General features: G+C 41.9%; 26 protein-coding genes. 19 read left to right on the top strand and 7 right to left on the bottom strand.

The genetic code is table 11. The annotated features are described in order from the left end of the window. Positions 1-38: 38 nt before the first annotated feature. Complete coding sequence (locus tag IQ230_RS04665; RefSeq protein WP_193930896.1) at positions 39-323, bottom strand: DUF427 domain-containing protein; 285 nt, start codon at positions 321-323, stop codon at positions 39-41. Positions 324-401: 78 nt separating this feature from the next. Here IQ230_RS04665 and recQ point away from each other — a divergent pair, with 78 nt between their 5' ends. Continuing rightward, positions 402-2,540, top strand: a complete 2,139-nt coding sequence (recQ, locus tag IQ230_RS04660; RefSeq protein ID WP_193930895.1) for a DNA helicase RecQ — start codon at positions 402-404, stop codon at positions 2,538-2,540. A gap of 12 nt (positions 2,541-2,552) precedes the next feature. Here the strand turns inward: recQ and IQ230_RS04655 are convergent, their stop codons facing one another. Further along, positions 2,553-2,726, bottom strand: coding sequence for a hypothetical protein (locus tag IQ230_RS04655; RefSeq protein WP_193930894.1), 174 nt, complete (start codon positions 2,724-2,726; stop codon positions 2,553-2,555). A gap of 555 nt (positions 2,727-3,281) precedes the next feature. Here IQ230_RS04655 and IQ230_RS04650 point away from each other — a divergent pair. The 12 genes from IQ230_RS04650 (at position 3,282) to IQ230_RS04595 (ending at position 13,338) form a co-directional block, all read left to right on the top strand. Continuing rightward, positions 3,282-5,171, top strand: a complete 1,890-nt coding sequence (locus IQ230_RS04650) for an AMP-dependent synthetase/ligase (RefSeq protein ID WP_228054593.1) — start codon at positions 3,282-3,284, stop codon at positions 5,169-5,171. A 38-nt stretch (positions 5,172-5,209) separates the two neighbouring features. Continuing rightward, positions 5,210-5,659 carry a YlqD family protein gene (locus IQ230_RS04645; RefSeq protein ID WP_099702849.1) on the top strand — a complete coding sequence of 150 codons (450 nt, stop codon included), beginning with the start codon at positions 5,210-5,212 and terminating at the stop codon, positions 5,657-5,659. A gap of 189 nt (positions 5,660-5,848) precedes the next feature. Continuing rightward, entirely contained in the window at positions 5,849-7,153 is a 1,305-nt protein-coding gene (locus tag IQ230_RS04640; RefSeq protein ID WP_193930892.1) for a dihydrolipoamide acetyltransferase family protein, read from the top strand. A gap of 386 nt (positions 7,154-7,539) precedes the next feature. Continuing rightward, positions 7,540-9,228 carry a GspE/PulE family protein gene (locus IQ230_RS04635; RefSeq protein ID WP_193930891.1) on the top strand — a complete coding sequence of 563 codons (1,689 nt, stop codon included), beginning with the start codon at positions 7,540-7,542 and terminating at the stop codon, positions 9,226-9,228. Positions 9,229-9,487: 259 nt separating this feature from the next. Next, positions 9,488-10,492 (top strand): zinc-dependent alcohol dehydrogenase family protein, encoded by a 1,005-nt coding sequence (locus IQ230_RS04630; RefSeq protein ID WP_193930890.1) that lies wholly within the window; start codon positions 9,488-9,490, stop codon positions 10,490-10,492. A 167-nt stretch (positions 10,493-10,659) separates the two neighbouring features. Beyond that, positions 10,660-10,989, top strand: coding sequence for a DUF6883 domain-containing protein (locus tag IQ230_RS04625; protein ID WP_193930889.1), 330 nt, complete (start codon positions 10,660-10,662; stop codon positions 10,987-10,989). Between the two features lies 1 nt (position 10,990). Beyond that, positions 10,991-11,239 (top strand): DUF4926 domain-containing protein, encoded by a 249-nt coding sequence (locus IQ230_RS04620; RefSeq protein WP_193930888.1) that lies wholly within the window; start codon positions 10,991-10,993, stop codon positions 11,237-11,239. Positions 11,240-11,444: 205 nt separating this feature from the next. Beyond that, on the top strand, positions 11,445-11,873 hold the full coding sequence (locus IQ230_RS04615; RefSeq protein ID WP_193930887.1) for a DUF6713 family protein: 429 nt from the start codon (positions 11,445-11,447) through the stop codon (positions 11,871-11,873). A gap of 36 nt (positions 11,874-11,909) precedes the next feature. Continuing rightward, positions 11,910-12,074, top strand: coding sequence for a DUF6887 family protein (locus tag IQ230_RS04610; protein WP_228054584.1), 165 nt, complete (start codon positions 11,910-11,912; stop codon positions 12,072-12,074). Positions 12,075-12,232: 158 nt separating this feature from the next. Then, positions 12,233-12,631 carry a cytidine deaminase family protein gene (locus IQ230_RS04605; RefSeq protein WP_228054583.1) on the top strand — a complete coding sequence of 133 codons (399 nt, stop codon included), beginning with the start codon at positions 12,233-12,235 and terminating at the stop codon, positions 12,629-12,631. 193 nt (positions 12,632-12,824) lie between these two features. Continuing rightward, positions 12,825-13,097 (top strand): BrnT family toxin, encoded by a 273-nt coding sequence (locus IQ230_RS04600; RefSeq protein ID WP_193930886.1) that lies wholly within the window; start codon positions 12,825-12,827, stop codon positions 13,095-13,097. Beyond that, positions 13,084-13,338 carry a hypothetical protein gene (locus IQ230_RS04595; RefSeq protein WP_193930885.1) on the top strand — a complete coding sequence of 85 codons (255 nt, stop codon included), beginning with the start codon at positions 13,084-13,086 and terminating at the stop codon, positions 13,336-13,338. The genes IQ230_RS04600 and IQ230_RS04595 overlap by 14 nt, the downstream gene beginning before the upstream one ends. A 142-nt stretch (positions 13,339-13,480) precedes the next feature. On the opposite strand, the gene ilvN is transcribed toward IQ230_RS04595, so the two are convergent. Next, entirely contained in the window at positions 13,481-14,002 is a 522-nt protein-coding gene (ilvN, locus tag IQ230_RS04590) for an acetolactate synthase small subunit (protein WP_099702841.1), read from the bottom strand. Positions 14,003-14,268: 266 nt separating this feature from the next. On the opposite strand from ilvN, the gene IQ230_RS04585 reads away from it, so the two are divergent. Continuing rightward, complete coding sequence (locus IQ230_RS04585) at positions 14,269-15,030, top strand: lycopene cyclase domain-containing protein (RefSeq protein WP_193930884.1); 762 nt, start codon at positions 14,269-14,271, stop codon at positions 15,028-15,030. Here IQ230_RS04585 and IQ230_RS04580 read toward each other — a convergent pair. Continuing rightward, positions 15,027-15,959, bottom strand: coding sequence for an isopenicillin N synthase family dioxygenase (locus IQ230_RS04580; RefSeq protein ID WP_193930883.1), 933 nt, complete (start codon positions 15,957-15,959; stop codon positions 15,027-15,029). The two genes, IQ230_RS04585 and IQ230_RS04580, sit on opposite strands and share 4 nt — an antisense overlap. A gap of 261 nt (positions 15,960-16,220) precedes the next feature. Continuing rightward, a complete protein-coding gene (locus IQ230_RS04575) occupies positions 16,221-16,949 on the bottom strand; it encodes a DUF3891 family protein (protein WP_193930882.1) in 729 nt (242 codons plus the stop codon). A 144-nt stretch (positions 16,950-17,093) separates the two neighbouring features. Here IQ230_RS04575 and IQ230_RS04570 point away from each other — a divergent pair, with 144 nt between their 5' ends. From IQ230_RS04570 to IQ230_RS04560, 3 genes are all read left to right on the top strand, one after another. Beyond that, the gene (locus tag IQ230_RS04570; protein WP_193930881.1) at positions 17,094-18,101 is read left to right on the top strand and encodes a CobW family GTP-binding protein; all 1,008 of its coding nucleotides are present in this window, start codon (positions 17,094-17,096) and stop codon (positions 18,099-18,101) included. 219 nt (positions 18,102-18,320) lie between these two features. Next, entirely contained in the window at positions 18,321-18,827 is a 507-nt protein-coding gene (locus tag IQ230_RS04565) for a GNAT family N-acetyltransferase (RefSeq protein WP_193930880.1), read from the top strand. Continuing rightward, positions 18,824-19,324, top strand: a complete 501-nt coding sequence (locus IQ230_RS04560; RefSeq protein ID WP_193930879.1) for a GNAT family N-acetyltransferase — start codon at positions 18,824-18,826, stop codon at positions 19,322-19,324. The genes IQ230_RS04565 and IQ230_RS04560 overlap by 4 nt, the downstream gene beginning before the upstream one ends. Here the strand turns inward: IQ230_RS04560 and IQ230_RS04555 are convergent. Beyond that, entirely contained in the window at positions 19,312-20,682 is a 1,371-nt protein-coding gene (locus tag IQ230_RS04555; RefSeq protein WP_193930878.1) for an AtzE family amidohydrolase, read from the bottom strand. The two genes, IQ230_RS04560 and IQ230_RS04555, sit on opposite strands and share 13 nt — an antisense overlap. After that, positions 20,679-20,861: a DUF4089 domain-containing protein gene (locus IQ230_RS04550; RefSeq protein WP_193930877.1), complete on the bottom strand. Its 183-nt coding sequence runs from the start codon at positions 20,859-20,861 to the stop codon at positions 20,679-20,681. Before IQ230_RS04550 ends, IQ230_RS04555 begins: the two co-directional genes overlap by 4 nt. A gap of 153 nt (positions 20,862-21,014) precedes the next feature. Here IQ230_RS04550 and IQ230_RS04545 point away from each other — a divergent pair, with 153 nt between their 5' ends. Both IQ230_RS04545 and IQ230_RS04540 read left to right on the top strand, forming a co-directional pair. Further along, positions 21,015-21,923 (top strand): DMT family transporter, encoded by a 909-nt coding sequence (locus IQ230_RS04545; RefSeq protein ID WP_228054582.1) that lies wholly within the window; start codon positions 21,015-21,017, stop codon positions 21,921-21,923. Next, positions 21,920-22,408: a GNAT family N-acetyltransferase gene (locus tag IQ230_RS04540; RefSeq protein ID WP_193930876.1), complete on the top strand. Its 489-nt coding sequence runs from the start codon at positions 21,920-21,922 to the stop codon at positions 22,406-22,408. Before IQ230_RS04545 ends, IQ230_RS04540 begins: the two co-directional genes overlap by 4 nt. Position 22,409: the final 1 nt, after the last annotated feature.

Raw genomic sequence — 22,409 nt, 5'->3', positions numbered from 1 at the left:
TAATGGGCAGGCAAGATACCTACCCCACAGCTTAGATACTAAGATTCGACTTTAACGCCGCGCCAAAAGGCAATATAGCCTTCGATGTTCTTTGCTTTCTCCTTGGCATCAGGATAATACCACGCAGCATCTTTATTGACTTGTCCATCAACTTCAATGCTGTAGTAACTTGCTAAACCTTTCCAAGGACAACTTGTGTGAGTAGAAGAGTCTTTAAAATATTCTTTGTTGATGCTGTCAGGCGGAAAATAGTGATTGCCTTCAACAACTTCAGTGCGATCGCTTTTGGCTAAAACAGCCCCATTCCAGATTGCTTTCGGCATATGATTCTTTGATTAAGAGATGGATCTAACCATTATTATGCGGCGAAAATACAAATAGCAGCCTTGACTACATTTACTATGCCTCAATTGTCATCTTTAGAAAGTGCGTTAAAACATTATTTCGGCTACGACAGCTTTCGCCCAGGACAACAACATATCGTAGAACAAGCGCTGCAAAATCGAGATTTACTTGTTGTCATGCCTACTGGTGGGGGTAAATCGCTGTGTTTTCAGCTACCAGCACTTTTAAAAAAAGGTTTAACTGTCGTTGTGTCTCCCTTAATTGCTTTGATGCAAGATCAGGTACAAGCACTGCAAGATAACGGTATTGGCGCAACGTTCATCAATAGCAGCTTGAGTGGATATCAAGTGCGATCGCGCGAACAAGCAATTCTCAGTGGTAAAGTGAAACTGCTCTACATCGCACCCGAACGCTTACTCAGTGAAAAGTTTCTCCCACTACTTAATTTAATTCATCACCAAATTGGCATTTCAGCATTTGCAATTGATGAAGCGCATTGTGTTTCTGAATGGGGACACGACTTTCGCCCAGAATATCGACAACTCAAACAACTGCGCCAACGCTTTTCTGGCGTACCTACCATAGCACTTACAGCCACAGCAACAGATCGCGTACGCCAAGATATCATTCAACAGTTGGGTTTAATTCAACCTAGTATTCATCTTGCCAGCTTCAACCGCCAAAATCTGTTCTACGAAGTTCAGCCGAAGCAAAAACAAAGCTATCAGCAATTACTACAACTGATTCGTCAACAATCCGGTTCAGGAATTATCTACTGTTTGAGTCGTCGTCGAGTAGATGAAATTGCCTTCAAACTCAAAAACGATGGTATTCCAGCTTTACCTTATCATGCTGGTTTGAGCGATCGCGATCGCACTGATCATCAAACGAGATTTATTCGCGATGACGTGCAAGTCATGGTTGCAACGATCGCTTTTGGCATGGGTATCAATAAACCTGATGTACGGTTTGTGATTCACTACGACTTACCACGCAACTTAGAAAGCTATTATCAAGAATCAGGACGTGCAGGACGTGATGGAGAATCTGCAAAGTGTACGCTGTTTCTTAACTATGGTGATATTAAGACAATTGAGTATCTCATCTCGCAAAAACCCGATCCTCAAGAACAGCGAATTGCCAAACAACAACTGCGTCAAGTCATTGATTATGCCGAAGGAACAGATTGCCGTCGCACAATTCAACTAGCCTATTTTGGAGAAAGATTTACAGGAGGGTGCAACAACTGCGATAACTGCTGTTACCCCAAACCAACGCAAGATTGGACAATTGAAGCCATGAAGTTTCTTTCTTGTGTTGCGCGGTGCAAAGAAAGATTTGGCATGAGTTACATTATCGATGTCTTGCGCGGAGCCAAAAATCAAAAGATTCTCCAAAACGGACACCAAAATCTTTCTACCTACGGTATTGGCAAAGATCGCAGCGTTGATGATTGGCGAATGTTAGGGCGATCGCTTCTCCATCAAGGTTTGCTTGCACAAACTAGCGATGGCTATTCTGTTTTAAAGCTAAATGCTTTTAGTTGGGAAGTTATGCGACGACAACGTTCTGTGTTTGTTGCAATGACTGCTACTACACCTGCATCCACTACCGAATCTCAAGATACTTCTGCAGTCGCAGAAATAGAGTTGCTATTTCAACGGTTACGCAACTTACGCAAACAGTTAGCAGACGAACAATCTGTTCCTCCTTATGTCATTTTTGCCGATTCTACACTTAAACTCATGGCAACGCAGCAGCCAAAAACATTAACTGAATTTGCTCAGCTTTCTGGCGTGGGTAGTCATAAACTTGCCCGTTATGGTGCTGAGTTTTTAGCCGAAATTCAAGCTTATTGCCAAGAATCGCCAGTACAGAAAGAGGTATCTAATACCTTACCTACAGAAACTGAACGACTGACTTTGCAGTTACATCAACAGGGATTAAGCATTGAAGAAATTGCCCAACAACGCAACTTACGTCGTACGACAATCGTGCGTCATCTTGCTGACTTATTAGAGAAAAATCAACCTGTAGATTTAAATTGCTTGGTTCCCTTGCCTCATCAAGAGAAAATTCGGCAAGCTTTGCAGATTCTTGGAGATAAACCCCTTAGTCAAATTCGCGACTACTTAGGAGGAGAATATCTTTATGATGAGATTCGCCTTGTGCGCAGTGTTTGGCGCAGAGAATAATCTGAAATCCAGTTAAGAAAAGCTATGTACTTTCACTGTTACAGCTTGTGCAGTACAAATCTCCGTTGGAGGTGTTTCGCGATCGCGCTTAGCTTTGGGAGTCTGTGCTGCTGAAAGCAACCTAGGTAAAGCAATGCATACTGCGGTATTCAACACTGTAAGTAATGCACAATCGATAAAATTCATGCCTTGATACCTCGTTGCAAATGTAAAGATTAAGCGTTGCGCACTAACGGTTTTCTTATTTCTTTAGTTTGCAGCAAAAAGTAAACAACAGATGATATCGCTACTTTTGAATTTCTTTTAGTTGATATAAGCTAACCTGAATTTAAGTTTTGTAAATAATTGGACTCTTGGGAAGCTAGTTTTGCGATCGCATTGTGAATTCCAAATCAAAATAACAAGTAGTTAAAACTTCACTTTTATTTATATTTAGCAATAAAAAGTACATAGCAATAGTAATTAGTTGATATATCAATCAGATAAATCATGCTTGTCATTTTCAATTTTTAAGAAGTACTATGTATTTCATTTACTAACGTATTTTGCAATTTATGCAAGGCGATCGCAATTTTTTTCGATTACTTAAGCATCTTGTAATCTCTTTACAATTTGTGTAAATTATGGCGATAGCAGAGTAATTTGTAAAAGTAGCAGATTGATCTGGCGATTGAGGATACGTTAATGAACCGCCCTGCATCGAATATGTCTTACAATTTTACGGAACAAGAACGCTATTGCTTGAAGCGTTTAATAGATTACTCTTCGGTACAATCTTTGCCAGAAATCTGGCAATTAGCACAACAGCGATTTGGCAACACAGTTGCACTGCAAGATCCTCACGCTGTGCCAGAGACTGTTATTACATATACGCAGTTGTATCAACAAATTCAGCAGTTTGCAGCAGCTTTACAAGCTTTACAAGTTGGAGAGGGACAAAACGGCGTACCTCCTCGCATCGCTTTAATTGCTGATAATAGCCCACGTTGGTTTATTGCCGATCAAGGAATTATTGCATCAGGAGCGGCAAACGTTGTCCGGAGTTCTCAAGCCGAGCGGCAGGAATTATTATTTATTTTAGAAAATAGTGGCAGTATCGCCTTAGTTGTCGAAAATCAGCAGACACTACAAAAACTCCGTGCTGATTTAGCTACTCTCCCAATTTCAGTTATCGTTTTACTCTCAGATGAAGCCCCAGAAGCTGATGCATCGTTAAAAGTGCTGAACTTTCCGCAATTTATGTCATTGGGTGAAAATCAACCGTTACAGCCAGTGCAACAAAATCGGGAAACGTTGGCAACACTGATGTACACTTCTGGCACGACAGGTAAACCCAAGGGTGTCATGCTTACACATGGTAACTTGTTGCATCAAGTTGAAACCCTAGGAGCTATTGTGCAGCCACAAGCGGGCGATCGCGTCCTCAGCATTTTACCAACCTGGCACGTCTACGAACGCACTGGCGAATATTTCTTGCTTTCTCAAGGATGCACTCAAATCTATACCAATATCCGTCAAGTTAAAAAAGACATTCGCGAATTCAAGCCAAATTACATGGTTGGCGTACCCCGACTATGGGAATCAATTTATGAAGGAGTCAAAAAACAGTTTCGCGAACAACCAGCTAACAAGCAGCGATTAATTGACTTTTTCCTCAGTAAGAGTCAGCAGTTTGTCGAAGCTCGTAGAATTGTCCATGGGTTAAGCTTAAATTCTTTAAATCCTAGTATGTCAGAACGTCTCAGTGCTTCTGTGCAAGCAACTGCATTGTCTCCAATTCATTCTTTGGGTGAGAAGATAGTTTATCAGAAAGTTCGTGAAGCAACCGGCGGACAACTCAAGCAAGTCATCAGTGGTGGCGGTTCCTTAGCAATGCACCTCGAAAACTTTTTTGAAATTATTGGTGTTGAAGTGCTAGTAGGGTACGGATTGACAGAAACCTCCCCTGTGACAAATGCGCGTCGCCAATGGCGGAACTTACGAGGCGCATCAGGACAACCATTACCAGGGACACAAGTGCGTATTGTCGATCCGGAAACTCGTCAACCTCTACCCCAAGGAGAACGAGGGTTAGTGATGGTGCGGGGACCTCAAATTATGCAAGGTTATTATCAAAATCCCGAAGCCACAGCGAAAGCAATTGATTCCGAAGGCTGGTTTGATACAGGCGATCTCGGTTGGGTAACGCCAGAGGATGATTTAGTGATTACAGGAAGAGCCAAAGATACCATAGTGTTGACGAATGGCGAGAATATTGAACCACAACCGATTGAAGATGCGTGTTTGCGATCGCCTTATATCGATCAAATCATGCTCGTTGGACAAGATCAAAAATCTCTCGGTGCTTTAATTGTTCCTAATCTCGAAGCTTTACAACAATGGGCTGCTAGTCAGAATATCGATACAGAACTTGACTTAAATAGTAAAACAATCCAGAACTTATTCCGCCAAGAACTGAATCGGGAAGTCAAAAATCGCCCAGGTTATCGCCCAGATGACCGAATTGGTTCATTTGAGTTGATTTCGGAACCATTTTCAATGGAAAATGGCATGATGACCCAAAGCTTCAAAATCAAACGTCCGGTTGTGACAGAACATTATCGCGATATCATTAACAAGATGTTTGCCTAATTTTACTTTAAATATATAATCGCGATCGCCAAAATCCTATGGATGCATCCAAACCACAGTTACTCCTAAAACGCGCCGTTAATGTTAAAGCTGTTGTGACTCCCCGCTGGAAAGAAGAAGTACAGCAACAACTGCAAGCCCAAATCAATACTGTAGACACCCAGTTGCAACAGTTGGAAATGCAGGGACAGCGGGCGATCGCAGAAATTCAAAAGCAGAGTTTACAGCCTCCTGGTCCTCAAACACTGCAACAAATTGAAAATATTCAGTTGCAAGTGAATCAGCAAAAAAGCGAACTCCTTGAACAGAAAAATCAAAGCTTGCAAAATCTGCAACAAGTGCAGCTACTCGAACTTGAACAGGAAGTCAACCAATTTCAAATTGAAGGCATTTTTAGCACCACAATCGGCGACAACCTAATTGGCAAATTGCAAGTAGAAATCTTACTCCGTGATGGAGTTGTCCAAGAAATTCGCGGTGATATTTAATGAGGGAGTAGGAGTGAGGGGTGAGCAGTGAGGAAGTGTGGGAGTGTTGTAGAGTTGGCGAGTTGGCGAGATTAAGAGATTTAATTGCTATTTTTCCCTACTACCCTCCTACCCTCCTACCCTCTGACCTCCGACCTCCGACCTCTAATTTAAACTAATCTTTACTTTCTCTTCTCAGGATCTCGCTTCATGATTCACGAAATATTTATGCCCGCGCTTAGCTCGACTATGACTGAAGGGAAAATAGTCTCTTGGGTCAAATCGCCTGGTGACAAAGTGGAAAAAGGCGAAACAGTGGTGATTGTCGAATCTGACAAAGCTGATATGGATGTCGAGTCATTCTATGAGGGTTATGTTGCAACAATTTTAGTAGAATCAGGAGATACTGCTCCTGTAGGTTCGGCGATCGCACTTTTAGCTGAAACCGAAGCCGAAATTGAAACAGTTAAACAACAAGCTCAATCTGGCGCTACGACACCAACTAAAACTGAGGCGACAACTTCTCCAGGACAAGTCGCAGATGTTACCACCACTGTTGCAACTGCTGATGACACTGCTGGATCTTCCCAAAACGGTGCTGAACATCGTGCTGGACGAGTGATGGTATCTCCACGGGCGCGGAAACTCGCTAAGGAACTCAAAGTCGATGTGAGTCACCTGCAAGGTAGTGGTCCTCATGGTCGAATTGTGGCACAAGACATCGAAGCAGCAGCAGGTACACAACCGACATCACCTCAAACTAAGGCTCCTGTAGCACCAACACCAACAGTTAAAAGTGCGCCTGCGCCGACTCCAGCCCCAGCCCCAGTAGCTACCGCTGCATCTGGTCAAGTTGTACCTTTGAATACGCTGCAAAATGCTGTGGTGCGGAACATGGTAGCGAGTTTACAAGTACCTACTTTCCACGTAGGCTATACGATGACTACCAATGAGCTAGACAAGCTGTACAAACAGATCAAGTCTAAGGGCGTCACGATGACTGCACTTTTAGCAAAAGCTGTTGCAGTTACTTTGCAAAAACATCCTCTGGTAAATGCCAGCTACTCAGAGCAAGGTATTCAATATCGTAGTGCGATTAATATTGCTGTTGCTGTTGCTATGGATGATGGAGGATTAATCACGCCAGTACTGCAAAATGCCGATCAAATTGATATCTATTCGTTATCCCGTCATTGGAAATCACTGGTTGATCGCGCTCGTCTAAAACAATTACAACCTGAAGAATACAATAGCGGTACTTTTACGCTGTCTAATTTAGGAATGTTTGGTGTAGATCGCTTTGATGCAATTTTGCCCCCTGGTCAAGGTGCGATTCTCGCAGTTGGTGCTGCACGATCGCAAGTAGTTGCAATCGATGGTATGTTCGGTGTTCGGCAACAGATGCAAGTCAATATAACCTGCGACCACCGGATTATCTACGGTACTCATGCTGCTGCCTTTTTACAAGATTTAGCTAAATTGATTGAGACAAATCCGCAATCTCTCACAATGTAAACTTTATTCAATTGTTACTAAAAGGTTTGGGGTTACTATAGCTCCAAATCTTTTTATTTTAGGGAGTTTTTTCAGGCGATCGCTGTATTCTTACTGCAATAGTGTCAAGTGTAAAACTGCGATTCTTAAAAAGTATTTTTAAAGGCAACTCCCTGTAAATTCACCGAGAATATCTATTAGTTTTCCAAAGCTGGTTATAGGCTATCAGTGAAACTTCGCTTGGACTTTTGAGCAAACAGCGCTAGATTTATTGTGGATTTTCGCTTGATTCATGAAAGTTAGAATATGGGCAAGTAAAATGCCTAATCTAGTTTTTAGTGACTCTATTTGCCTCTTTTAAACTTAGTTTAAACATTTACAAAGTATCTATATTTATACATATAAAAATGCAGACTTTACCTAGTATTACTTCAACTTGGCAAAGATTAAAGAATCAAGAAATTACTTGCGACGAAGCACTGAAACTCTTGGTAGATGAACAAGGAAATATCAACTATGAACTACTAGATAAAGATGTTAGCTATAGGTTCTTACGTCACTTTCCTGATAAAACTTCGTTACCACCAACTATTCCGTTATTGCTATGGCGGGGTTGTTATTATCTTGGTAGTCCAGTCAATATTACTACTGATGCGATCGCGCTAATTACAAAACGTACAGGTAGCGAAATTAAAATTATTCCAATTTCTGACAAAAGCTATCGTACCTGGTTTCATACCCAAAATCTGAATAATAATCGCATCAATGCCTCACCATTAGTTAACCCTCTTACCGGCGAGCAAGAACAGGAAAATATCTCAGAGACGACACAGATTAATTTATCGCGGGCAGCTGACCAAATTGAACGACTCAAAACATTACTTTCGGGTGCGTTACGCAACCGTGCTAGTGACATCCATCTCGAACCAACTGCCGAAGGATTGCGCGTGCGCTACCGCATTGATGGCGTACTGCGTGATATTACAACGCTACCACCAGAACAGAGTCGTCGCGTGATTGTTGCTTTGAAAGTGATGTCTAATATGGATATTTCTGAAAGCCGCCGCCCTCAAGATGGACGGATCGAGGAGAAATATTCGACAGCAAATGCTGCTGATATGGGTATGGATATGCGCGTAAGTACGCTTCCTTGTGTCAACGGCGAAAAGGCTGTAATTCGTTTACTACCGCGTGAAAACCCATTTTCTGATATTGATAACTTAGGCTTTGCTCCAGAAACCTTATCGCTCTACAAAAACTGGTTGCAACAGCCCCAGGGAATGATTATTCTCACTGGTCCCACAGGTTCAGGCAAAACAAGTACGCTGTATACAAGTTTGCAAAGTGTCGCAAAAGAAAACGTCAATGTGGTGACAGTAGAAGATCCGGTAGAGTACGTCTTACCTCGGATTACGCAAACTCAAGTTAATGAAGCTGCAGGAATGACATTTGCGGCTGGTTTACGGGCGATTTTGCGGCAAGACCCAGATATTATCATGGTAGGAGAAATCCGCGACCATGAAACCGCAGAAACTGCAGTCCGTGCAGCACTAACAGGTCACTTGGTATTTACGACACTGCATACTAATGATGCGATCGGTGTCATTCCGCGTTTAAAAGATATTGGACCTGATCCTGCGCTACTTAGTGATGCTTTATTAGGAATTGTGGCACAACGCTTAGTCCGGCGAGTGTGTCCGCATTGTGGTGAACCTTATACTCCAACCGAAGCTGATTTACGTGTTTTGGGCATTGATTTGAGCCAAGCGAATGCAACACAATGGCGCAAGGGTAAAGGCTGTAGTGCTTGTTTTAATTCAGGATACTTAGGACGAGAAGCGATTGTCGAGTTACTAGATATCGATGATGTTGTGCGAGAAATTATCTACGAGGGAACAATTACTCAGCTACGTCATTATCTTCAGGAAACCAGCTTTGCTTCTTTCCGCACGGCTGCGATCGCTAAAGTCACCAGTGGTTTAACTACTATAGAAGAAGTGTTACGAGTCATCCCGCGCACGGCTTTGCACTCTAAGTCCTTAGAGAGGGACTGGACAAAGGTTAAACGCTTAAGTACTGTGGAGACAAGACATTAGACCTCCTGGATGAATCACAGATGCCCTACGACTCCCTTCGGGGCTATCCAAGCAAAGTCCACCTCCGTGGACTTTGTTGATTTAGCTGCGAATTCATTTGCAACTCTCTTCACGCAGGATATCTATTAAATAAGATCAGCACATGTGTTTACCTCTGTGCAACTTCATCAATCATGAACTTTGAATTTAAAGTAGAGTTAACTCAAAACGTGCTAAGGCACCGCTACGCTAACAAAACTCAAAACTCAAAACTCTAAAGATGAAAGCTGTCTTAATGACTGCACCAGGAAATCCAGAGGTTCTGCAACTACAGGAAGTCTCAACTCCTAGCATTGAAAATGACACAGAAATTCTTGTACGCATCCAAGCTGCAGGTATTAACCCCATTGATACAAAATTACGGCGGCGGGGTACATTTTATCCCGATCAAATGCCAGCAATTTTAGGCTGTGATGGTGCGGGAATCGTCGAAGCCGTTGGCTCTCGTGTCCAGCGGTTTCATGTCGGGGATGAAGTTTATTTTTGTCAGGGTGGACTTGGTGGTAAGCAAGGGAACTACGCGCAGTGGGTGGTAGTCGATGAACGTTTTGTCGCCCCTAAACCAAGTTCGCTGTCTTTTGTTGCTGCGGCGGCTGCACCTTTAGTTTTAATTACTGCTTGGGAAGCTTTATGCGATCGCGGACGACTTCAGCCAGGGCAAAAAGTTCTAATTCACGCTGGGGCTGGTGGTGTCGGTCATGTAGCAATTCAATTGGCTAAATTGCATGGTGCTACTGTTTGCACAACTGTAAGTTCGCATGAAAAAGCCGCACTGGTACATCAACTGGGTGCTGATCTTGCAATCAATTATAAAGAACAAGATTTTGTGCAAGCCGCGCTCGATTGGACAGGTGGAGAAGGCGTAGATTTGGCTTTTGATACAGTTGGTGGCGAAACTTTTGCGAAGACTTTCGCAGCGGTGCGCGTGTACGGAGATCTTGTGACAATCCTAGAACCAGATGCTCAAACTAATTGGAAAGTTGCTAGAAATCGCAATCTCCGCATTAGCTATGAATTAATGCTCACTCCTATGCTACAGGGGCTAGTTGAAGCGCAGCAACATCAAGCGGAGATCCTAAATCAGTGTCGGCAATGGTTTGATGAAGGAAAGCTCAAAATTCACCTCAACAAAATTTTTCTGCTAGAACAGGCAGCAACAGCACATCAAGTCCTCGAAGCTGGATCGACAATGGGTAAAATTGTCTTAGTCAGTGGTAGCGAGTGACGATAAGAAGCAGGCAAGGTATCTCATCTACCTAAATTATCAGTATTTCATGGGGTGATTAGTAGCGTAGTAGTTGGCGAACCGTCGGTGAAGCAATACTATGGGTACAACCCTGGCTTTTGTGTTGGCTCGACATCACGACATCAAAACGGTATAGAGATTTTGGTGTGAGAATTCCTGAAGATGCAATCATTCCAGAGGATAAAATAACCCGTTACCTACTTGTCCACAAAACTAGGAGTGACAAGTCAAAATTTTTGGCGCAGGCTGGGTTTACGCAGGATAACCCAAAAGCATTGAGAGAAGCAATTCAGTCACTTGTAGCAACAGGAGAGACTATTGAAGATAGAAGCAATGAGTATGGAACCTTCTATCAAGTTTCAGGGCAATTAACTGGTGTCAACGGTATTACTTTAGCAGTTGTGACAATTTGGCTACAACGACAGATTGATGGAAAGTTTCAGTTCGTGACACTCAAACCTCGCAAGGAGACTTAATATGACATTAGAGCTATATCAAGAAGTCACCTTAACTCGTGACTTACCAGAATATGAGCTAAAAGCGGGAGATATTGCAACGCTAATTGACTTTGTGCCGCATCCGAGTGGTGGCGAAGAGGGTTGTGTACTAGAAGTCTTCAATGCGGTTGGCGAATCTCTGACAGTGATTGTTGTACCAATTTCTACTGTGAGTTCCCTAAGTGCTGATGAAATTTTAACAGTACGCTCTTTAGCAAAAGCAAGTTGAGATTCACCTCGGTGATGAAGTTCGTAGTTGTAGTCAATGACCACGGGTTAACCCTGCGATGGAGCCAACCGAACTGAAGTTATCGGTAAGAACCAAAGCCAATCTACAGTGGCTCAACTTCGCTGTTGGGCTGCATTACCTGCGAGGTAATTGCTAGCTGTAAGTGCTTAACTCTAGATTAGATTCGTTGCTTTTATAAAACAGTATGTTACCCCAAGGTTCAACACCGACCAAAACTATACTTTCTTGGCTTTACCTTGTAAATGCGACCATCCTCATTACGCACCAGATTGACGCTGCATATTGGCATGAGTGGGATCTGTTCGGGATGCCAGGAGGAATTCAACTAAACTTGCTGCTGAACATTCCACTAGTTATGCTCATCCTATTCGGTCAGCAATGTCTAACTCAAGGTCGCGCTGCTGGTTTTGTTTTCTCTTGGTTGCTTGTGGCTGGGGGAATAATTACTGTCAGTATTCACTCATATTTCCTTTTACAAGGTGACGATGCCTTCCGGCTAACCGTTTCACTCGGATTACTTGCCACTACATTTTTTCTTTCAATAGCGCAAGCGATCGCGCTATTCATATTACATGGCACTCTCAATCAAGATACTGCCCAACAACGCTGTTGAAGCTAACTGAATCAAGCCAACTGGAGGGTATGAGCCATGACAAAAGCCGATTTTGACGCAATGAATCTTGACGAGTTACGTCGATACGTGTTGGCTCATCGAGAAGACGTAAATGCCTTTTATGTCTATGTTGATCGCTCAAAAGCTTCAGGGCGCACATCGCCATCAATCCAAGCGATCCAGGTTGGAAGGATGCTTTAGAACAAAAGATTCAGCAAGCAACCTCTGGTGAAGCAGAGTCGAACTAGTCGTGCAAGCAGCTGCACGTTGGGTTACGTACCCAAACGTGGATGGTGTTTGATTGCAACTGCTGATTTCTAGGGTTAGGAGACCTTAAGATTATTCAGTAGGGAAATGCTTTGAGATTTCAGCGATCGGTGATGATGCACCAAGAACTAATCAAGAAAGCCAAAACTGTACTTGGAGAATTTCAACTTGCCAAACAAGGGTTCTCAGCAGGAACTGTAAGTTGCGCATTAATGACAAACGCAGGCACTATTTATACAGGTATATGTTTAGATTTAGCGTGTGGTATTGGGTTTTGCGCTGAACATGCAGCGATCGCCGAGATGCTCAAAGCCCGTGAAACCGTGATTGATTACATTGTGGCAGTGAATTTAAAAAAAATCCTGATGCCATGTGGAAGGTGCAGGGAGTTAATGGTGCAGGTAAGTAAAGAGAATCTAAAGACACGAGTGATAGTTGATGACACAAGCTACAGAGTGCTAAGCGATTTATTGCCTCATCACTGGATGTAGCGCAGTCTAATACTAGCCTGCAAATTCTTTAGATATAAGATTGCTGCTTGTTGCTCACTTTGCTCAAAGAGATCAGAAATATGGATTTATAGCTACTGGACTGGATAAAGTTGGCATTGTTGGGTTATATTTCACAGTTCTGTATCTAACCCATTGGGTCTAGAGCTAACGAAGGCAGTGATACAATAACCCTATGCAGTTTGAGTGGGACAACAGCAAGGCAGCCAGCAATCTATCAAAGCATGGAGTCTCGTTTGAGGAAGCAAAAACTGTTTTTGACGATCCTCTCTACATTGACTTTTACGATCCAGACCATTCTGAAGTTGAGGAGCGTTACCTCATCGTTGGGCTATCAAGTCGAGAGCGATTGTTGATTGTGTCGTATACCGAAAGAAAAAATTCAATTTGTCTCATCAGCGCTAGAGAAGTGACACGAACTGAGCAAGAAGCCTATGAGGAGGGATAAGTCAGAGATGGAAGATGATCTACGAACAGAGTATGACTTGAAAAGCTTACGAGTGAGAAAGTTAGGCCCTGGAAGGAAAGGTTTTGGTGGAGTAACTGTGCGGTTAGAACCTGATGTTGCAGAGATATTTCCTTGTGCTGATGCAGTTAATGAGGCGTTACGATTTTTGATCAGAGTGACGCGAGACAACCAAGTTGCTTCCACAGCACAAGTTAACAATTCAAATGCAGCGGACGATTGAGATTTATTGACGCTAAGTTCAAGGTTACTTACCGTCGCTGATGGGATCTGTTGGAGGGGATGAATCAGCAATTTCATAAGATGAGAAAGTTATTTACCACCGCTCAACCGTGTCACTAGTCAGTTTGATCGCAATATTAATGCTAAACTTTTGCTGCTTCTAAAGATTTAAGTAATTCTGTGTTCACTCCAGATTCACGAGTTAAAGCAATTTTGCCAGTCCGAGCCACTTCGCGCAAACCAAACTTCTGCAACACCTGGACGATCGCCACCATTTTACCAGGATCGCCGACGACTTCTAGTGTGAGTGAGTCTTCAGCAACATCGACAACGCGGGCGCGAAAAATCTGGGCTAACTCGACAATTTCTGAGCGTGTAGAACTTGTGGCGTTGACTTTTAGCAGCATGAGTTCGCGCTCGACACACGGAGTTTCCGTAATATCCTGTACTTTGAGGACATTAATGAGCTTGTAGAGTTGTTTAGTAAGCTGCTCAATTACTCGGTCATCACCTGGGACAACCATTGTAATTCGCGAAATGCCATTTTGCTCGGCAGGACCAACTGCGAGGCTTTCGATATTAAAGCCGCGACGCGCAAATAAACCAGCAATGCGGGTCAAAACTCCCGCTTCATCTTCGACTAAAACAGATAAGGTGTGTTTCATTGTTGCCAAAAAGGCGGTAACTTCCCAAAGAGCGATCGCTTGTCTTTATTAAACTAATGATCTTAGACCATATATTTTATCGAATTTTGAACTTTTTAAACGCAAGGAAATATAGATTTATGTCAGCTTTTATTCATTAATCCTTTTGCTGCGGCAAGCACAAGTGTATTGACAACACCAGAGATAGTGACAGCCCAACTCAATCAATGGTACATACTATTTGATTAGCAAGCGCTGCTTGCATATTACTCAATTACGCCAAAGTTATGAGCTATTTTGTATTTCATTTGTTATTTGTACTTCCTCCGATTCTTTTTCTCGCATGGAAGCAGCCGCAACCACTTGCAGGTGTCGGCGGGCGTAGGGCATGGTTAGGATTACCTTTAATTGCCATTGTCGCCTTTGTTTATACAACACCTTGGGATAACTATTTAGTTTGGCGGAAAGTGTGGAACTATGGCAGTGATCGCGTTTTAGGAACAATCGGCTATGTGCCAATTGAAGAATATTTATTTTTCATTCTGCAATGTATTCTGACAGGACTTTGGCTTTACTGGCTGCTAGCACGTTACAAAGAGCCAATTCAAGAAAATACTTCTTCATTTTTGCGAGTGCTGTTACTTGTAGTTGGAGTATCACTAAGTGTCACTGGATTTTTGATGCTACGATCGCCCTCGACGGTATATTTAGGACTCATTCTTGCATGGTCTGCACCTGTATTAACACTGCAATGGGTCATAGGTGCAGCAACACTTCAAGCAATGCAGCGCATCTGGTTCATTGCTACTGTTGTTCCGACATTGTATTTATGGGTAATTGACCGAATTGCAATTGGTAACGGTATTTGGCAAATTTCTGAAATGTATACGACAGGGCTTGACTTGTTTGGATTGCCAATCGAAGAGGCAACTTTCTTTCTTGTCACTAATTTAATGGTGGTGCAGGGGTTACTATTATTGCTGTTGTTAAAACTGCCAAAAAATCTTGCAGCGATCGCGTCTATTGATTCTCCTCAAGCGCATACCTAATAAGTTGCTTGCAGGCGACTGAGTAAATGTTCTCCAGCAGAAATTGGTGGATAAATTGCTGGATTTTCTAAACTACAACTAGGAAGACAAGCAATCTCCGCATCATAGTTTGGATGACAGAAAAAGGCAACAGAGTAACGCGATCGCATTATTCGTTCATCTACTGGAATCTTGACTCGATGCTTGGTAGAACAGAAAACATGATTTGTCCACCGCTGCATCAAATCTCCTGTATTGACAACAACTGTACCAGGAATGGCTGGTGCCAAAATCCATTCACCATCTTTGGTTTGGACTTCTAATCCTTCGACTTGATCTTGAAATAAAAGTGTAATACTACCATAGTCAGAATGCGCCCCAGCACGAACTTGTCCTGGTTTTAGGAGTTGTGATATCGGTGGATAATGCAGTAGTCGCAATGTATGATTTTGCTGATTGTGCTTTATGACAAAAAAGTCTTCTGGTACTTGTAGGGCGATCGCAAATGCTTGCAAAACTTCCTCTACAACTTTGCTACAAGTATCCCAAAAAGCAAGTACTTCTGTTTGAAAATCTTCTTGGTTAGGAAGCCACTTGTTAACTATCATATTTGGAACAGTATCATGACTACTGACTTCTTTACCGACATTGAATGCCTCTTTGAGATCTCCAGGTTTATCAGGATCGAGGCGTTCTCTTTCAACTCCGACATAACCGCGATTACTAACCTCATCACTCCAAGCTAACTGCTGCTTGACTTCTAAAGGGAGATTGAAAAAAGACTGCGATTGAGCAAATAAAGCTGCAATTTGCTGCGGGGATATCCCTGGATTTTTGAGGTACATAAATCCAATTTCATGACAAGCCTGATAAATCTGTTGTGCTACAGCTTGTCGTGTTGCTGAATCGCCTTCGGTGAATGGCTGAAAATCAATAATTGGAATTTGCATTTTTATAGTTAATCGTGAATTGTTGAGCTATCAACTATCAACAGCCTCTAAGTTACGCTTATTTTCAATCACTTACTGATCATGAGCAGTATCGGATTGTACTCTTAGTACTTCAAGTCAAAGCGATAAGATGCTAAAAAAAATAGCAAGAGAAAGTAATTTACTTATGTTGGTTCCTCTTGCTATCTACTATTTTGATATAAAAATACAGTTAAATTGATACCTTCTGCTCGAAGATATGAGTAAGGCGTAGGAAACTTATTACGACTTGACAAATGTCCACTCGATGATTCGACGCGGCGCAGATTTTAACGCTTTAACCAAGCTAGCATTGTCATCAAACTTGACTTGATCGAGATCGGAGGCTTCTACATTAACTGTAAAACGCTTATCCTCAAAGCACCACGGCATTACTGTCACAAAGCCGTCATCTAGCTGCATGATATCGTAACGCTGTCCATCATGTGCTTTACTGATTTCTAATGCGCGATTATCGGCGGGAAGTTCTCTTTGACAAAGGATCAATGATAAGCGATCGCACCACTGCATAAATGCATACGCATCATCTGCATCTTGTTTAGAGATACCTAATTCTTTACACCAATGCTGTTGGTTTTTTAGCTGCTCATCTAAGAAGCTAGCAGCCTCATCTGATTCTGAACGCTTACCTTCTTGCAAGCGACTCATATGCATTGAATTAAGCAATGCAACCCAACGCCCGCGATACAATGCTCTTTCTAAGTGCTTGCGTAATTCATCATACGATGTTTCCGGATCGAGTGTAAAGTCCATGGGTGCGCCTGCTGGAGTGAGATTCTTTTCTTCCCACTCTTTTTCTAAGTCATCGTGGTGAGAAATTGCTGCGATCGTCTCGTATAGTCTGATAGGAGCGTTTTTTCTTTGCCATTGTCCGCCAATTTGGGCTGCAAGTAACGCATGAGCGCGGTGATAGATAATTTCCCAGCCATGACGGGTAGGATTAACAATCATACATTTCCAATACACACAACAGTTCTCATTTCTAGCATTAACTACCGCATTAAGGACACTAGCCCACAGGCGATATTCTTCTCAAACAACTCTCACCGGTTAAAATGATAATCATTATTAAAACCAGATTACAGGAGGAAGCCTATGACAGGTTTAATGACACAAACAACTGAATCTAACTTAAATGTTCCTAAGCGGGGAATGCCAGTGACAATTATTACTGGTTTTTTAGGAAGTGGTAAAACAACTTTGTTAAATCAAATTTTAACGAATAAAAAGGATTTGAAAGTTGCTGTTTTAGTTAATGAATTTGGTGATATCAATATTGACAGTCAACTTTTGGTGTTACTAGATGAAGACATGGTGGAACTCAGTAATGGTTGTATTTGTTGCACAATTAATGATGGATTAGTTGATGCTGTTTATCGAGTTTTAGAGCGCGAAAATTGCATTGATTATTTAGTGATTGAGACTACAGGCATTGCCGATCCTTTACCAATTATTCTCACATTTGTTGGTACAGAACTGCGCGAGTTAACGAATCTAGATTCAATCCTCACATTAGTAGATGCTGAAGCCTTTACTCCAGAACACTTTAATAGTGAAGCTGCACTCAAGCAAATCTACTATGGTGATATGATTTTGCTTAATAAAGTTGATCTTGTGTCTTCTCAGAAGTTAGAAGAAGTACAAGCTTACATCCGAAACATTAAAGCAGGAGCAAGAATTATTCCAACTCAATATGGGCAAGTACCTTTACCACTAATTCTCGGTATAGGAATGACACCAATTGAGACATTTACTCACGATGCACATCAAGAACATCACCATCATCACCACGACCACGATCATCACTCACATCATCTTGAAAACGATGGTTTTGTTTCATTATCATTCGAGAGCGCTCGTCCTTTCAATGTCCATAAGTTTGAGCAATTTCTAACTCAAAAAATGCCTCAAAATGTCTTCCGTGCCAAAGGTATTTTGTGGTTCAGTGATAGCGATTTACGACATATTTTCCAACTAAGTGGTGCTCGCTACGATTTGAATGCAGAACAATGGTCAAGTTCTCCAAAAAACCAGTTAGTATTTATCGGGCGTCATTTAGATACTGCCGAGGTTCAGCAACAGCTTAATGAATGTTTGGTGTAATTTGTTCTAGAAGGCTAATAAAGAAATGGCACATGAGAAAAGTTGATGCTGTATTGAATCAATCTGTGTGCTTTTTCATATTCTCGCCCCCTAAATCCACGCCACTTGCTACAACGGAGGACACCTCCGCAAAGCAGTGGCTCCCCACTTATGGGGGAATTTTTAATATAATTAAAAGCATAAATACTTATTTTATTTTTAGGGTTGGTATACAAATTAATGAGCCTTAAAATTATTCAAGTGCAAACTGAGGAGGATAAAAAATATATTTATAGATTACTCGAAGAGAATTTAACTGCAACTCATTTACTCGTTCAACGTGAATTTAGTCTCACTTTTGATGTAGATGTTTTGTTACAGCAGGACATTATAAAAATGCCTCAGTTCACTTCACCAACAGGACGACTCCTGTTAGCATATGACGGTAATTTTATCGGGTGTGCTGGATTACGGAAAATTGGTGAGGAGGTAGGCGAAATCAAAAGAATGTACGTTCGTCCAGAGTATCGTATAAAAGGAGTTGGTAGGGCTTTAGTACAAGCTATTATTAGTGAAGCGCAACAGATAGGTTACTCAAAGTTGTGTTTGGATTGCGCACCTTTTGCTAAAGCAGCACAAGCACTTTATCACTCAGTTGGTTTTCAGATTATTCAGCCATATCCTGAAAGTGAAATTCCCGAAGAATACCACTCAAACTGGATATTTATGGAGATAATTATCAAGTGATTCGTTGTGAAAATTTACTAGATGCTTCAGCAATTTATAATGTTCACACTCAAGCTTTTGAACGTGAAAATGAGGCGCAATTAGTTAAGAATATTCGTCATTCAGATCGTTATATTCCGCAGTTATCTCTTGTTGCAGAAGTTAATAATACTGTAGTTGGTCACATTTTATTTAGCTATATTGACCTTGTAGGAGAAGAAACTTTACGGGTACTGAGTTTAGCACCTTTAGCTGTTGTTCCTAAATTTCAAAGACAAGGAATTGGTAGCGCACTTGTGCAAGCAGGTTTAGAAACTGCGGATACTATGGGAGAAGCGTTAGTTATTGTTTTAGGACATCCTCAGTTTTACCTGCGTTTTGGTTTTCAACCATCAGTTAATTATGGCATTGAGTTACCGTTTCCAGTACCAGAAGATGTTTTTATGGTGAAACTGCTGACAAATTATCAGGGATTCAAAGGAAAAGTTGTCTATCCACCTGCTTTTCAAGAAGTATGAGTGGAAATGATGCCTTTTGTTTCTAACACATTTGCCACACGTAAAATCAGTGCTTCATTGTAGGGTGCAGCGATTAATTGTACACCTAAAGGTAATGACCCAGGACGATAAATTGGAACGGATAAAACAGGTAAACCAATAAAAGATAGGGGTTGGGTGAAGAGTCCTAAATGCGGACGGATGAGAATTTCTTTTCCATCTAAAATCATTGTTTTCTGCCCGATTAAAGGTGCAAAACATGGTGTTGTCGGCGCAAGAATAATGTCTACACTTTGGAAAATTTCACGAACACGATCGCGAAACCAACGACGAAACCTTTGCGCTTGAATGTACCAGTGACTTGGAATTAACGCCCCAGCCAAAAAGCGATCGCGAGTTGCAAAATCGAAATCTTGAGGACGCGATCGCAACTTCTCCATATGCAGATTTGCCCCTTCACAGGAGGTAATAATAAACGCAGCGGCACGGGCGCGATGTGCTTCAGGGATTGTAATATAGTTAGTCACATCCAAAGCTTGGGCAACTTGTTGAACTGCTGCGATTGCTTCAGGTTCAGCGCCTTTCGTAAAGTAATCTCCGGCGATCGCAATGCGTAAATTCTCAATACCGCTATTGAGTTGCGATAGACAGAGTTCAGGCAATCGCTGCGTACATACAGGATCGCGATCGTCATATCCTTGCAAAACATCAAACACCGTGGCAATATCGCGCACTGAACGTGCAAACGATCCAACATGATCTAAACTGCTAGAAAATAATGCAACTCCTGCCCGTGATAATCTGCCATACGTAGGTTTTAAGCCGAATATGCCACAAAATGCCGCAGGCACGCGAATTGAACCATTTGTATCTGTACCAAGCGTGAAGGGTATTAAATTCGCCGCTACTGCTGCTGCGGAACCACCAGAGGAACCACCTGCTACTCGATTGAAATCATGAGGATTGTGCGTCGCCCCATAATGTGCGTTTTCAGTGACAAAGCCATAGGCGTACTCATCCATATTTAAAGTACCCACTAAGACTGCACCTGCTTGTTTTAATTTAGCGACAGCAGTAGCATCTTGAGAAGCTGGTGGATTTTCAGCATTAATTTTTGCGCCTGCAAGTGTAGTGATTCCAGCAACGTCGTATAAATTTTTGACAGCGAAGGGAACTCCAGCAAGCGAACCAGGGTTATTTCCTGATGCGATCGCATCATCAATTTGCTGCGCATCCTGCAAAGCCGAGTCATCGGTAATCGCAGTAAAACAGTTTAGTTCTTGGCGTTCTGCAATACGTTTGAGTGCAGTTTGGGCAACTTCGACTGCACTTAGTCTACCTTCTTGGATAGCAGCAGCGATTGAGACAGCATCATTCATGGTTCAAAGGTGGGTGAAGCTTCTATTTCTGGTAGTAGAAATTCATTAACAAGTTGTGCGATCGCTTGTATTTTCTCAAAGTTGGCAATCACACTTTCTCGATATTCAGGATTGATTTCTAAGTCGAGGATCAAAGCTGTGCAATCAACGTACTGTGCAACATCAAATGTTTTTTCCATACTACACAATCCTAATTTACTGATGGTGGCTGCGGGAGAGATATCGTTTCCAGTTAAATTTGGCTTTTAATCATAAGCGAATTTAATCGCAAGTATCGGATAGAGGTTCGCTCAAACAAAAGCTTATGCTGCGATCGCATAGACAAAAAATGAATGACTACAGTGATTAAACCAAATATGAGAGCAAAAGAATGGTTGCTCCTTGTTGTACTTTCTATTTTGTGGGGTAGCTCCTTTTTTTTCATTAAAATAATTCTGCAAGAGTTGCAACCACTATCAATAGTTTTCGCCCGTGTTGGCTTAGCCGCGATCGCATTGACGATTGTTGTTTATATAAAAGGACAACGAATACCAGCATCGCCGCGAATTTGGGGTGCATTTTTAGTGATGGGTGCGCTAAATAACCTTATTCCCTTTACTTTGATTGTTTGGGGACAGACACATATCAACAGCAGTTTAGCAGCTATTCTCAATGCTACAACTCCAGTATTTACAGTAGTGCTAGCACACTTTACCCACGATCAACGCTTGACATTAAACCGCCTATTAGGAGTTCTACTAGGGCTATGTGGCGCGATCGTATTAATTGGTTCAGAAGTGTTGCAGGAGTTAAACCTACACAGTTTAGGGCAATTTGCCATCCTCGGCGCTGCCATTTCCTATAGCTTTGCAGGAATCTATGGACGACGATTTAGAAAATTATCACCTGTCGTTACTGCCGCAGGAATGCTTATGAGCACAACAATCATGATGTTACCATTAGCACTTCTCAGGGATTGGTCTTTTAGACTCAGTATTGTTACTTGGAGTGCTTTGTTAGGATTAGCGCTATTTAGTACTGCGATCGCCTATCTGATTTATTTTTATCTCTTAGCTGCTGTCGGTGCAACGAATCTTTTGCTAGTTACCTTTTTGATTCCTATCAGTGCGCTGCTACTAGGTGTATTTATCTTAAATGAACAACTGACGTGGAATGCGATCGCAGGTATGGCATTAATTTTTGTTGGGATTGTAGCAATTGATGGCAGACTGTTGACAAAAATCAGCAAGCGTAAGTCGTGAACCAATTCAACGTCATTCAAGCTAATTCTACTCATATTGAACTCGTTGCACCCTTGTTTAATAGCTACCGTCAGTTCTATGGACAAACAGCCGACTTAATCCAGGTGCGTAATTTCTTATACGAACGATTAGTGAACGAGGATTCTGTAGTTTTCATCGCTGTTACTCAATATAATCCTTTTGAGTGTTTAGGTTTTACTCAACTGTATCCTTCATTTTCATCAGTCGCGATGCAACGCACTTGGATACTCAACGATCTCTTTGTGCTGTCAAACTTCAGAAATCAAGGTGTAGGTATAGCACTATTAAATGCAGCGAAAGACTTCGCAATACGCACTAAGGTAAAGCGGCTGACGCTTGCAACCGCAATTGACAACTATCCAGCGCAAAAATTGTATGAAAAAGCAGGTTACATAAAAGATAAGGCATTTTATCACTATCAGTTAGATATCTCAATTCCAGGTAGTAATGAGTTTCACTCGTAGC

The sequence above is a fragment of the Gloeocapsopsis crepidinum LEGE 06123 genome (assembly GCF_015207655.1).
Classification (GTDB): domain Bacteria; phylum Cyanobacteriota; class Cyanobacteriia; order Cyanobacteriales; family Chroococcidiopsidaceae; genus Gloeocapsopsis; species Gloeocapsopsis crepidinum.
The sequence above is the reverse complement of the archived record's forward strand: the minus strand, read 5'-3'. Positions and strand labels throughout refer to the sequence as shown.

Coding starts and splice junctions, on each gene's coding strand:
- IQ230_RS04550 (WP_193930877.1), bottom strand. CDS start 20,861: ATGGAAAAAACATTTGATGTTGCACAGTACGTTGATTGCACAGCTTTG.
- ilvN (WP_099702841.1), bottom strand. CDS start 14,002: ATGAAACACACCTTATCTGTTTTAGTCGAAGATGAAGCGGGAGTTTTG.
- recQ (WP_193930895.1), top strand. CDS start 402: ATGCCTCAATTGTCATCTTTAGAAAGTGCGTTAAAACATTATTTCGGC.
- IQ230_RS04655 (WP_193930894.1), bottom strand. CDS start 2,726: ATGAATTTTATCGATTGTGCATTACTTACAGTGTTGAATACCGCAGTA.
- IQ230_RS04610 (WP_228054584.1), top strand. CDS start 11,910: ATGACAAAAGCCGATTTTGACGCAATGAATCTTGACGAGTTACGTCGA.
- IQ230_RS04635 (WP_193930891.1), top strand. CDS start 7,540: ATGCAGACTTTACCTAGTATTACTTCAACTTGGCAAAGATTAAAGAAT.
- IQ230_RS04640 (WP_193930892.1), top strand. CDS start 5,849: ATGATTCACGAAATATTTATGCCCGCGCTTAGCTCGACTATGACTGAA.
- IQ230_RS04585 (WP_193930884.1), top strand. CDS start 14,269: ATGAGCTATTTTGTATTTCATTTGTTATTTGTACTTCCTCCGATTCTT.
- IQ230_RS04645 (WP_099702849.1), top strand. CDS start 5,210: ATGGATGCATCCAAACCACAGTTACTCCTAAAACGCGCCGTTAATGTT.
- IQ230_RS04615 (WP_193930887.1), top strand. CDS start 11,445: ATGTTACCCCAAGGTTCAACACCGACCAAAACTATACTTTCTTGGCTT.
- IQ230_RS04595 (WP_193930885.1), top strand. CDS start 13,084: ATGAGGAGGGATAAGTCAGAGATGGAAGATGATCTACGAACAGAGTAT.
- IQ230_RS04665 (WP_193930896.1), bottom strand. CDS start 323: ATGCCGAAAGCAATCTGGAATGGGGCTGTTTTAGCCAAAAGCGATCGC.
- IQ230_RS04575 (WP_193930882.1), bottom strand. CDS start 16,949: ATGATTGTTAATCCTACCCGTCATGGCTGGGAAATTATCTATCACCGC.
- IQ230_RS04565 (WP_193930880.1), top strand. CDS start 18,321: ATGAGCCTTAAAATTATTCAAGTGCAAACTGAGGAGGATAAAAAATAT.
- IQ230_RS04545 (WP_228054582.1), top strand. CDS start 21,015: ATGACTACAGTGATTAAACCAAATATGAGAGCAAAAGAATGGTTGCTC.
- IQ230_RS04570 (WP_193930881.1), top strand. CDS start 17,094: ATGACAGGTTTAATGACACAAACAACTGAATCTAACTTAAATGTTCCT.
- IQ230_RS04620 (WP_193930888.1), top strand. CDS start 10,991: ATGACATTAGAGCTATATCAAGAAGTCACCTTAACTCGTGACTTACCA.
- IQ230_RS04580 (WP_193930883.1), bottom strand. CDS start 15,959: ATGCAAATTCCAATTATTGATTTTCAGCCATTCACCGAAGGCGATTCA.
- IQ230_RS04630 (WP_193930890.1), top strand. CDS start 9,488: ATGAAAGCTGTCTTAATGACTGCACCAGGAAATCCAGAGGTTCTGCAA.
- IQ230_RS04600 (WP_193930886.1), top strand. CDS start 12,825: ATGCAGTTTGAGTGGGACAACAGCAAGGCAGCCAGCAATCTATCAAAG.
- IQ230_RS04555 (WP_193930878.1), bottom strand. CDS start 20,682: ATGAATGATGCTGTCTCAATCGCTGCTGCTATCCAAGAAGGTAGACTA.